The sequence below is a fragment of the Endozoicomonas sp. SESOKO1 genome, assembly GCF_024606265.1.
Classification (GTDB): domain Bacteria; phylum Pseudomonadota; class Gammaproteobacteria; order Pseudomonadales; family Endozoicomonadaceae; genus Endozoicomonas.
Map to the genome: position 1 here is coordinate 1 of NZ_JAHHPP010000168.1, position 3,340 is coordinate 3,340.

Sequence of the window (3,340 nt, forward strand, 5' to 3'; positions counted from 1 at the left end):
GCTTAAGTGCAAAGGCGGAATTCCGCCTTTGACAATTATCAAGGGCGGCAAGACTGCCGGTACATGGGCCGACAAACTGGTGGCCTATAAATACGCGGGCTGGATTGATCCCGATTTTGAAGTGGGTACCTATACCGTGCTGGACAAGTATTTCTCCGGTGAGCTAACCAGCAAGGACAGCTGGCAGGCACTGCACGACTTTGTCATCGACGAAAGGTGCTCCAGAAAAATGGGTGTTTTTCATGGCAAAGGACTGGCCAGACGGCGAAGTGAGAAAACCGAGCTGCAGCAGCGGCATGAAAAATTGCTGGAAGAGTACCAGCATATTTTGAAGCTGGATGATTTTTAATAAAAAAGCGGGTCAAAAGACCCGCAATTCTGGACAAGGAGTGTTGTTTAACTGATACCGCGTAACTGCTTCAGGGTTAACAGCTGTGCTTCCGACAGCATCAGATGGGCTTGAATACTGGCCTCAATGTACTCTGGTACTTCACGCTTGCCGTTTCTGAATTCAGAAATTCTGGATTGAGAGACACACAAAAATGCCGAAGCGTCTCTCTGTCTGGAAACGCCCAGACGAATCAGGGCGTCTGCAAAAGCTTTGGGTGTCATTGGGCAATCCAGTATCCAAAAATCAGACTGACCAGTGATACGGTAAGAGCGATATAAAACAAGGTTTTTGGTTTCATACTTTGCTCTGTATGTTGATTGATCATTGATACTCTCCAAATTGTGAAGCAATTATATCCAGAATGGATATTAAATGTCAATGGGGAAGTTGAAAGCCCGATCACTGATCGGGCTGCTTTCATAACACTTTTGTTAACTCCTTAATCAAGGTTGGTGTAGCACTTTGTCCGGCGGCAATAATTGATATCCATATTGCCCATCTCCGTAGCTCCTTGCCTCTGATAACATCGGCTTCAGCATTCAGCTTATTTGCTTTAGCGTATAGCTCTGCAATTTCAGCCTTTTCTTTCTCAGTCATTAAAACTCCTTGTCTCAGAAAGCAAGGCCATTATATCCATATTGGATATTTAAGGCAAGTCAATAATTTGCTTTTTGGTCAAAAAGATCGAAAAAACGAGGTGGTCATGATTGACGTCTCCGTCCAGATCAACGGCCTGTCGGACATCGAACAAGCCCTGCGCGACATCAGCAACGACGACAGCATCGCCGGTGCCAAAGTGATCCGCAGCGCCTTGATGACCGCCAGCCTGCCCATGTACCGACACCTGCAGGCCACCGCGCCGGTGGCCAAAGACCCGACACCACGCAAACGCAAAAGCCGCAAGGGTGGCACCGTTGAGATTCGACCCGGGTTTTTGCGCAGCCGCATCCGCCGACGCAGCTACATCAACAAGACCGGCTATGGCAACCGCAATCTTGGCAGCACGCCGGACGAAGCCAACGGCCTGGTCAAGGTGCGCATCGGTGCCTATACGCCCTATGCCCATTATGTTGAGCTGGGCACTGAACATTCACCGGCGCAACCTTTTTTGCGCAATGCCATTGATGGTCACTGGTCCGGCATTACCCAGAATTTCGGCACGCTGCTGGAGAAGCGGCTGCTGTCCTATCGACGCCGACAGGCACGACACCATGCTGCTTGAAGAAGGCCTGTTCAAATACCTGAAAACCGCCATACCCAATGCCTCCATATACGGCCTGCTGCGTGGTCCTGCGTTGCCCGCCGTGATCTATACGCTGATCAGCGATCCTGTCTCTATCTCCGTCTCTGCCGTGGACCAGATCCACGAATCCCGTTATCAAATCGACGTTTACACCCGCAAATATCTGCAATCGAAACAACTGGCGCACCAGGTAGCCAGGGCACTGCACAACCACACCGGTGACCTGGGTGGTTTCCCGGTCCAGCGCGCGTTGCTGGAAAACACCCAGGACAGTTTTGAAGAGAACGCCAGACTGCACCGGCAGATCATGACGTTTGTTATTTACCACAATGGAGAGATCCCATGACCGAAGGTGAATACCGTGTCGGCATTAAATTCAACCCAGCCGGCGATACCGATGTGGACGAGATAAAACAGATCGCGGCTGCCCTGATTGACAAGATTGCCGTTTGTGGCAACAACGACCGTTGCACGGCACTGGCACAAACCGCGTTTGAAGACGGTGCCATGTGGGCGGTGAAATCCATCACCAAGCCGGACCAGGATGGCTGATTATGTACCTGCCGCGACATTTCCAGGCCTATGAACTGGTGCCGCCGGCCATTTTTGCCAGCCGCAAGGACAAAAGTTTTGAGCTGATCGACGAACGGGTGCTGATTACCCTGGATACCTTGCGGGACACCTTTGGCCCATGCACCGTCAATGACTGGCACTGGGATGGCGGGTTCGAGCAATCGGGCCTGCGCACAACAGATGCGCCACAGTTCAGCCCGACCAGCCAGCACACCTTTGGCCGGGCCATGGATTGCAAGTTCCAGGAATACCCGGCGGCAGAGATCCGGGACCAGGTGATCCAGAACCGGCTGCTGTTCCCGTACATTACCTTTATGGAAGACGACGTGGACTGGTTTCATTTTGACGTCCGCAATGGCCAGCGCATCGTTCTGTGGTCACCCGTCACCCAAAAAACACAACTGGTTTAATTCATCCTGAACTGAACAAAGGAGCCTTATCATGGCCGCATCCACTGTTGCCCGAATTGGCGCAGGCAGTGTTTTGTCGTTTGAAGATCCAGACACTGCCAATAAATTCCTGCCCTTGACAGAAGCGCTGAGCATTGGTGCCATCGGCGAACAGGGCGAGTTTGTTGAAACCACGCCTATTGCCGCCACCACGCGCACGTATATTCCCGGTCTGAAAACACCGCCGGACAAAGAGGTCACCGGCAACGACATACCCGGTGACGCCAACCAGGAGAAGTTCCTGGCACTGGCCAAGGCCATGGCCACCATCAACATGAAAGTCGAGCTGGCCAACGGCAGGATCGCCACCTTTACCCTGGTCATGTCCGGCTGGCAGATCAACGAACCCGCTGGCGATGGGGCACTGGTCTGGACCGCTTATGGCAAGCAGTCCGGTGACGTGACGTGGACCCTCGCCAACGCCAAAACCGCCGTGGCAAAAGCCGCATGAACCACCTCAGCCTGGCCGCGCTGCTGGCCCACCCACCGGTGCGGACCACCATCCTGGAACTGGACGACGGCAGCGCCTGCCAGATTCACGAACTGCCCATCGCCGTGATTGACCGGGTGCTTGCCGTCAAAGGAGACGACAGCGGTGACGATATGGCCAACATAATCTACGTAACCACCTGGTCCCTGGCCGGTCGCAATCCGACGGATAGCGAGCTGACCACGGTGCGGGAA

At 53.4% G+C, this 3,340-nt stretch carries 9 protein-coding genes; 7 read left to right on the forward strand and 2 right to left on the reverse strand.

What is annotated here, in order from left to right:
* Positions 1 to 349 (forward strand): KilA-N domain-containing protein (locus KDK13_RS08435; protein ID WP_257284537.1); only part of this gene is annotated, 349 nt, incomplete at its 5' end.
* Positions 350 to 396: 47 nt separating this feature from the next.
* On the opposite strand, the gene KDK13_RS08440 is transcribed toward KDK13_RS08435, so the two are convergent.
* Together KDK13_RS08440 and KDK13_RS08445 are read right to left on the reverse strand one after the other, a co-directional pair.
* The gene (locus KDK13_RS08440; RefSeq protein ID WP_257284538.1) at positions 397 to 612 is read right to left on the reverse strand and encodes a hypothetical protein; all 216 of its coding nucleotides are present in this window, start codon (positions 610 to 612) and stop codon (positions 397 to 399) included.
* A gap of 196 nt (positions 613 to 808) precedes the next feature.
* The gene (locus tag KDK13_RS08445) at positions 809 to 988 is read right to left on the reverse strand and encodes a hypothetical protein (RefSeq protein ID WP_257284539.1); all 180 of its coding nucleotides are present in this window, start codon (positions 986 to 988) and stop codon (positions 809 to 811) included.
* Positions 989 to 1,055: 67 nt separating this feature from the next.
* Between KDK13_RS08445 and KDK13_RS08450 the strand changes: the two genes are divergently transcribed.
* The 6 genes from KDK13_RS08450 to KDK13_RS08475 all read left to right on the forward strand — a co-directional run.
* On the forward strand, positions 1,056 to 1,613 hold the full coding sequence (locus KDK13_RS08450; protein WP_257284540.1) for an HK97-gp10 family putative phage morphogenesis protein: 558 nt from the start codon (positions 1,056 to 1,058) through the stop codon (positions 1,611 to 1,613).
* Complete coding sequence (locus KDK13_RS08455; RefSeq protein WP_257284541.1) at positions 1,603 to 1,980, forward strand: DUF3168 domain-containing protein; 378 nt, start codon at positions 1,603 to 1,605, stop codon at positions 1,978 to 1,980. The genes KDK13_RS08450 and KDK13_RS08455 overlap by 11 nt, the downstream gene beginning before the upstream one ends.
* Complete coding sequence (locus KDK13_RS08460) at positions 1,977 to 2,186, forward strand: hypothetical protein (RefSeq protein ID WP_257284542.1); 210 nt, start codon at positions 1,977 to 1,979, stop codon at positions 2,184 to 2,186. The genes KDK13_RS08455 and KDK13_RS08460 overlap by 4 nt, the downstream gene beginning before the upstream one ends.
* Positions 2,187 to 2,188: 2 nt before the next feature.
* Entirely contained in the window at positions 2,189 to 2,617 is a 429-nt protein-coding gene (locus KDK13_RS08465) for a hypothetical protein (protein WP_257284543.1), read from the forward strand.
* A gap of 31 nt (positions 2,618 to 2,648) precedes the next feature.
* Complete coding sequence (locus tag KDK13_RS08470; protein WP_257284544.1) at positions 2,649 to 3,107, forward strand: phage tail tube protein; 459 nt, start codon at positions 2,649 to 2,651, stop codon at positions 3,105 to 3,107.
* A partial coding sequence (locus KDK13_RS08475; RefSeq protein ID WP_257284545.1) for a hypothetical protein occupies positions 3,104 to 3,340 on the forward strand: 237 nt, incomplete at its 3' end. The genes KDK13_RS08470 and KDK13_RS08475, both read left to right, overlap by 4 nt.